General features: G+C 68.7%; 9 protein-coding genes. 5 read left to right on the top strand and 4 right to left on the bottom strand.

What is annotated here, in order from left to right; genetic code table 11:
• The 3 genes from BKN37_RS25250 to BKN37_RS25240 all read left to right on the top strand — a co-directional run.
• On the top strand, nucleotides 1-273 hold a 273-nt coding region (locus tag BKN37_RS25250; RefSeq protein ID WP_278184976.1), incomplete at its 5' end, for a YbaK/EbsC family protein.
• Between the two features lie 10 nt (nucleotides 274-283).
• Nucleotides 284-1,132: an SDR family oxidoreductase gene (locus BKN37_RS25245; RefSeq protein WP_071029806.1), complete on the top strand. Its 849-nt coding sequence runs from the start codon at nucleotides 284-286 to the stop codon at nucleotides 1,130-1,132.
• Between the two features lie 12 nt (nucleotides 1,133-1,144).
• Nucleotides 1,145-2,110 carry a dimethylarginine dimethylaminohydrolase family protein gene (locus BKN37_RS25240; RefSeq protein ID WP_071029804.1) on the top strand — a complete coding sequence of 322 codons (966 nt, stop codon included), beginning with the start codon at nucleotides 1,145-1,147 and terminating at the stop codon, nucleotides 2,108-2,110.
• Here BKN37_RS25240 and BKN37_RS25235 read toward each other — a convergent pair.
• The 4 genes from BKN37_RS25235 to BKN37_RS25220 are packed head-to-tail and all read right to left on the bottom strand — an operon-like array spanning nucleotide 2,107 to nucleotide 4,223.
• Nucleotides 2,107-2,919, bottom strand: a complete 813-nt coding sequence (locus tag BKN37_RS25235; RefSeq protein ID WP_071029802.1) for an enoyl-CoA hydratase/isomerase family protein — start codon at nucleotides 2,917-2,919, stop codon at nucleotides 2,107-2,109. The genes BKN37_RS25240 and BKN37_RS25235 overlap by 4 nt on opposite strands.
• Before the next feature lie 20 nt (nucleotides 2,920-2,939).
• Nucleotides 2,940-3,524 (bottom strand): TetR/AcrR family transcriptional regulator, encoded by a 585-nt coding sequence (locus BKN37_RS25230; RefSeq protein ID WP_071029800.1) that lies wholly within the window; start codon nucleotides 3,522-3,524, stop codon nucleotides 2,940-2,942.
• Between the two features lie 52 nt (nucleotides 3,525-3,576).
• Nucleotides 3,577-3,978: a PIN domain-containing protein gene (locus tag BKN37_RS25225; protein ID WP_071029798.1), complete on the bottom strand. Its 402-nt coding sequence runs from the start codon at nucleotides 3,976-3,978 to the stop codon at nucleotides 3,577-3,579.
• On the bottom strand, nucleotides 3,975-4,223 hold the full coding sequence (locus BKN37_RS25220; RefSeq protein ID WP_071029796.1) for an AbrB/MazE/SpoVT family DNA-binding domain-containing protein: 249 nt from the start codon (nucleotides 4,221-4,223) through the stop codon (nucleotides 3,975-3,977). Before BKN37_RS25220 ends, BKN37_RS25225 begins: the two co-directional genes overlap by 4 nt.
• Before the next feature lie 248 nt (nucleotides 4,224-4,471).
• Between BKN37_RS25220 and BKN37_RS25215 the strand changes: the two genes are divergently transcribed.
• Both BKN37_RS25215 and BKN37_RS25210 read left to right on the top strand, forming a co-directional pair.
• A complete protein-coding gene (locus BKN37_RS25215) occupies nucleotides 4,472-5,722 on the top strand; it encodes an alkane 1-monooxygenase (protein WP_071029794.1) in 1,251 nt (416 codons plus the stop codon).
• Complete coding sequence (locus BKN37_RS25210; protein WP_071029792.1) at nucleotides 5,722-5,895, top strand: rubredoxin; 174 nt, start codon at nucleotides 5,722-5,724, stop codon at nucleotides 5,893-5,895. Before BKN37_RS25215 ends, BKN37_RS25210 begins: the two co-directional genes overlap by 1 nt.
• Nucleotides 5,896-5,905 lie beyond the last annotated feature (10 nt).

Genomic DNA, 5,905 nt, shown 5'->3' with positions numbered 1-5,905 from the left:
ACGCTGTCGCTGAAGGCGGCCGCCGCCGCGCTGGGGGCGCCGAAGGCGATGTTGGCCGACCCGGCGGCGGCCCAGCGATCCACCGGCTACGTGGTGGGCGGCATCTCCCCGCTCGGCCAGCGCCGAGCGCTCCCGACGGTGGTGGACTCCTCGGCGCTGCAGTGGGATCGGGTGTTTTGCAGCGCCGGCAAACGAGGCTGGGAAGTGGCGCTGGCCCCGGCCGACCTGATTGCGCTGACCGATGCGGTCACCGCGGCGATCCGGGCAGCATAGGGTGACCACCATGTCGCTTTCCGGGAAAACCATGTTCATATCCGGGGCCAGCCGCGGGATCGGGCTGGCGATCGCCAAACGGGCCGCCCGCGACGGCGCCAATGTCGCGTTGGTCGCCAAGACCGCCGAACCGCACCCCAAGCTGCCCGGCACGGTGTACACCGCGGCCAAGGAGATCGAGGAGGCCGGCGGCCAAGCGCTGCCGATCGTCGGCGATATCCGCGATGGCGAGTCGGTCGAGGCCGCGGTGGCCCAAGCGGTGGCCCAGTTCGGCAGCATCGATATCTGCGTGAACAACGCCTCGGCGATCAACCTGGGCTCCATCACCGAGGTGCCGCTCAAGCGCTTCGATCTGATGAACGGCATCCAGGTGCGCGGCACCTACTCGGTCTCGCGGGCCTGCATCCCACACATGAAGGGCCGGGACAACCCGCACATCTTGACCCTGTCCCCGCCGATCCGGTTGGAGTCCGAGTGGCTCAAGCCGACCGCGTACATGATGGCCAAATTCGGGATGACGCTGTGCGCGCTGGGCATGGCCGAGGAATTGCGCGCCGACGGGATCGCGTCCAACACGCTGTGGCCGCGCACCCTGGTCGCGACCGCGGCCGTGCAGAACCTGCTCGGCGGTGACGAGGCGATGTCGCGGGCCCGCAAACCCGACGTCTACGCCGACGCGGCGTACGTCATCCTCAACAAGCCCGCCACCGACTACACCGGCAACTCGGTGCTGTGTGAGGACGTCCTGGTGGAATCCGGGGTGACCGACCTGTCGGTGTATGACTGCACCCCGGGCGGCGAGCTCGGGGTCGACCTGTGGGTCGACACACCCAACCCGCCGGGATACCGCCAGCCGTAGGCCGCGCCGACGGTGCCCGAGGTCTTTGTCGAAAGCGAGTTCGCGCCGCTGCGCACCGTGGTGCTCGCGCAGTCCGAGCTGGCGCTGCCCGCGACCATCCTGGATTCGGCGGAGCTGGACTTCCTGCCGCCCGGCGCCGCCGAAAACGTGCCCGTCGGACAGGATTTCGGGGTGGCCTGCCCGGAGCGGCAACGGACCTGGGAGCGGGAACGACAGCAACTCGACGCGGTGTTGCGCAAGCACGGCGTCGAGGTGCTGCGGCCGCGGCTGCTGACCGAGGCCGAGAAGGCCGGCACCGACGGCTACGCCAATTTCTTTGTGCGCGACCCGTTCTTCACCATCGGCAACGTGGTGATCGAGGGTTCGCTGCGCTTCGGCTACCGCCGCCGTGAGGTATTGACGATGCGCGACATCCTGGCCGAACGGGTCTATCCGGCGCCGTGCAGCTATGTCGCGGCGCCGGCCCCCGAGATCGCGGCCGCCGACGACGCTACGCTGGGACCGGGTCCGTTCCTGGAGGGCGGCGACGTCCTGGTGCTCGGCAAGCACGTCTTCGTCGGGACCTCGGGTCTGGCGTCCAACGAACTCGGCGCGCGCTGGCTGCAGAAGCTGCTGGCACCGCTGGGGTACACCGTTGAGGTGGTCCGGTTGAGGCGCGAGATGCTGCATCTGGACTGTGCGCTCGGATTGATCCGCGACGGACTGGTGGTGGTGTGCGAGGAGGCGCTGCTCGACGGCATCCCGGACATCCTGAAATCCTGGTCCAGGATCACGGTTTCGCTGCCGGAGGCCAAAGAGCTGGCCACCAACGGGCTGCCGATCGGTCCCGAGGTCTACATCACCGATCCGGTGTTCGGCCGCATCGGCGAGCAGCTGGAGCGCGCCGGCATCACGGTCGAATACGTCGACTTCGCGATCAGCCGGTCGTTCGGCGGCGCGTTTCGGTGCAGCACCCAGCCGCTGCTGCGGTGCAGTTAGCGCGCCAGCAGGGCGTGCACGGCATCGGCGAACGCCGCGGTGGTGAAGCAGGTGGGTTCGGCGAATTCTTCGAGGGTGAGCGCGTCGTTCCAGTTGGCGTCAGCGGCGGTGCGCAGCAGCGGTTTGGTCATCGCCACCGCGTGCGCCGGCAACGCGGCCACCCGGGAACACCATTCGTCGGCCACGGTCAGCAGTTGCTCATGGGCGACCACCTCATGCACCAGCCCCAGTCGCTGGGCGGCGGGGGCGTCGATGTGCTCGCCGCGCAGGTAGTAGGCCAGCGCGCCCTGATAGCCCAGGCGCCGGGTCAACGCCCAACTGGTGCCGACCTCCGGGAGCAGACCCAGCCGACCGAATGCCGGCACCAGCACCGCGCGTTCGCTGGCGATGGTCAGGTCGCAGGTCAGCGCCCAGGCCAGCCCGACCCCGGCGGCCGCGCCGTTGAGCGCGGCAACGAAGATGGTGTCGGAGGTGGCGATAAGCCGTGCGATGCCGCCGAATTCACGACGGATCCAGCGCCATACATCGGCCACCCCCTCCGGCTCGGGGTCGGCGCGCCGCTCGGTGACGGTGCGCATCATCGTCAAGTCGCCGCCGGCGCTGAATCCCGGATCGGCGCCGGTCACGACGACCGCGCGGACGTCGGTGTCGGCCGCCAATTCCGCCAGCGCGCACCGCAGTTGCCGTACCAGCGGCGCGGACAGCGCGTTGAGCCGGTCGGGTTCGTCGAGCGTCACCACCGCGCGATCACCGCGGTGCTCGACCCGGACCCGACGGGGCGCCCGCGGGTCGTCACCGTCGGCGACCATCCGCGTGTAAAGCGATTCTGTCACCGGTCGTCCTCCTCGCTAGCGTTGGCGCGCAACGCCGTCCACGCGGCGTCGGCGAAGGTCTTGATGGCGCCGCGCGGCATTTTCGGCTCCGACCCGGCGATCCAGTGCCGGCTAAACTCCTGCGCGGGCCCGAACCACAACGCGGCGGTGATCCCGGGCTGCATCCGCCGCAGCGCGCCGTAGGCCTGGTGTGGACGCCACCAGTCCGCGATGGCGGTGAAGAACTCGCGGTTGGACTCCCGCAACGCGGCGCTGTCGAGCCGGTCGCCGAGCAGCAAGGCCGCCTCGGCGCGGTGGGCCGCCACCCACCGCAGGTGATGCTCGACGCCGCCGCGGATCCCGCCCTCGGCGCTGCCGTGGTCACGCAACATGGCGAGGAAGCCGCCCTGATACTCGGCCATCACCTGGGCGTACACGGCCGCCGCCAGCGCCGGCTTGTCGGGGAAATGGTGATACAGCGCGCCGACGCTCACCTTGGCCTCGCGGCGGACCTCGTCCAGCGTGGCGGCCAGTGCCCCGTCGAGCGCGAACCGGCGGCGCGCCACGTCCAGCAGCTTGCCCCGCGCGTCCGATCTGGGCACGAGGAATACTCTAGCAATACCGAGGGATCCTCGGTAGGTGTCCGCGCCGGGTTCAGACCGGCGGTGGCTCGATCCGCTGAATGGTGGTGACCCGATCGAGGGAGCGGTCGAAGGACGCGACGCGACCCACGGCGGTGCTTTCGGCGCACGCGACCAAATACGCCTCGGCGAAGTCAATTCGGTCGATCTCATACACCTCGATCGCGCGAAGGAGCAGCGCCGGATCTACGCAAACGATCGCGTCGAACGCGATGAGCGACCGCATCGCTTGAGCGATTTGGCCACGCGGCGCGTCGTAGAACGACTCCAGCACATCCACCGTCTCGGCCACCACGAGGTCGGTCAACAGCAACTCCTGGTCGCCGCCCAGATACGACGTCACGCGGGCCGCCAACTCCGGCGGGTCGCCGGTCAGATGGCGAACCAGGATGTTTGTGTCGATGAACGCGCTCACCGCCGAGCCGCGCCGCGCTCCGATCTGGTCCGGCGAATCACGTCGTCCCAGGCGACGTTGCGTTTGGCCGCGGGCACCTGGATCGTGCCCGCCAGAGCGAGAAAGTCCGGTGTCCGGGCCAGCACGGCGCGATCTCCCTCGACGCGGAACACGACCTCGTCTCCCGCCGCTATGCCGAGCGCGTCCCGCACCACTTTGGGGATGGTGACCTGCCCCTTGGAGGTCACCGTGGCGGCCGCATCCATCCTTGCTCCTTACTTTACTCCGTAAGTAAGGATACTCCGGTTGTGCCTGCGTGACGTCTGCGGACAGCAGCCGGCCGGTGCCGCACCGCGAACGTGCGGCCCGGTCGCCTCAGCTGCGGCCTTAGCGGCGTTTGGTCCCGGGCGACAACAGAACGTCGGAAGTTGAGCGGTTCACGACGTCGCCGCGTCGCGGTGCCGCTGCCAAAGTGAACCGCACTGTGACGTTCCTTATCGAGAGGTAACCCGACATGACAACGCAAATCCACACCGGCGCGCAGGGCACCGTCGGCGCCCCTGCGGGTGGCTGGCGAGACAGAAAACGCTATCTGTGGTTGTTGGGGCTGTTCGTGCCCACCATGCTGTTTTTGATGCTGCCCATCGTGTGGGGACTCAACAGCCTCGGCTGGCACACCGGATCGCAGCTGCCGTTCTGGATCGGGCCGATCCTGCTGTATGTCCTGTTGCCGACGCTGGACCTGTGGGTCGGCTCCGATGGCCAGAACCCGCCCGATGAGGCGATGCAGCGGCTGGAGAACGACAAGTATTACCGCTACGCGACCTACGCCTACCTCCCGTTCCAGTACGCCAGCGCCATCTTCGGCGCCTACCTGTTCACCGCGTCGGACCTGGGCTGGCTCGGTTTCGACGGGTCGCTGGGCTGGCTGGGCAAGATCGGGGTGGCGATGTCGGTCGGCACCGTCGGCGGGGTCGGCATCAACACCGCCCACGAACTCGGCCACAAGCGCGAAAACCTGGAGCGGTGGCTGGCCAAGATCACCCTCGCGCAGGTCTGCTACGGGCACTTCTACATCGAGCACAACCGCGGCCACCACGTGCGGGTAGCCACCCCCGAAGACCCGGCATCGTCGCGGTTCGGCGAGACGTTCTGGGAGTTTTTGCCGCGCACCGTCTTTGGCAGCCTCCGCTCGGCGGTGGAGCTGGAGGCCCAGCGGATCCGCCGGTTGGGCCGCAACCCGTGGAACCCGGCGACGTGGCTGGGCAACGACGTGCTCAACGCCTGGGCGATGTCGGTGGTGTTCTGGGCGGTGCTGATCGCGATCTTCGGGCCGACGCTGATCCCGTTCGTGATCATCCAGGCGGTCTACGGCTTCAGCCTGCTGGAATCGGTGAACTACCTCGAGCACTACGGCTTGGTACGCCAGAAGACGGCCGGCGGCCGCTACGAGCGCTGCACCCCGCAGCACAGCTGGAACTCCGACCACATGGTGACCAACCTGTTCCTGTACCACCTGCAGCGGCACAGCGACCACCACGCCAACCCGACCCGGCGCTACCAGACCCTGCGCAGCATGGACGGTGCACCCAACCTGCCCGCCGGGTACGGCTCGTTGATCGCGGTGACGTACTTCCCGCCGGTGTGGCGGCGGCTGATGGATCACCGGGTGCTGGCGCACTACGACGGCGACATCACCCGCGCCAACATCCACCCCCGCGTCCGCACCAAGGTGCTGGCCCGCTACCGGGCGGTGGCGGCCTGATGGCCGCCTACCGCTGCCCGGGCTGCGGCTACGTCTACGACGAGGCCACCGGCGCCCCGCGCGAGGGCTTTCCGGCCGGCACCCCCTGGCACCAGATTCCCGACGACTGGTGCTGCCCGGACTGCGCGGTCCGGGAGAAGCTCGACTTCGACCCGATGGAGGTAGCGAAATGACCGACTACAA

Origin of the sequence: Mycobacterium talmoniae (assembly GCF_001854525.1) — a bacterium.
In the GTDB taxonomy this organism is placed as follows: domain Bacteria; phylum Actinomycetota; class Actinomycetes; order Mycobacteriales; family Mycobacteriaceae; genus Mycobacterium; species Mycobacterium talmoniae.
The sequence above is the reverse complement of the archived record's forward strand: the minus strand, read 5'-3'. Positions and strand labels throughout refer to the sequence as shown.

Excerpts from the sequence above, each read along its gene's own strand:
- BKN37_RS25245 (WP_071029806.1), top strand. The coding sequence starts at position 284 with ATGTCGCTTTCCGGGAAAACCATGTTCATATCCGGGGCCAGCCGCGGG.
- BKN37_RS25210 (WP_071029792.1), top strand. The coding sequence starts at position 5,722 with ATGGCCGCCTACCGCTGCCCGGGCTGCGGCTACGTCTACGACGAGGCC.
- BKN37_RS25220 (WP_071029796.1), bottom strand. The coding sequence starts at position 4,223 with ATGGATGCGGCCGCCACGGTGACCTCCAAGGGGCAGGTCACCATCCCC.
- BKN37_RS25215 (WP_071029794.1), top strand. The coding sequence starts at position 4,472 with ATGACAACGCAAATCCACACCGGCGCGCAGGGCACCGTCGGCGCCCCT.
- BKN37_RS25235 (WP_071029802.1), bottom strand. The coding sequence starts at position 2,919 with ATGGTCGCCGACGGTGACGACCCGCGGGCGCCCCGTCGGGTCCGGGTC.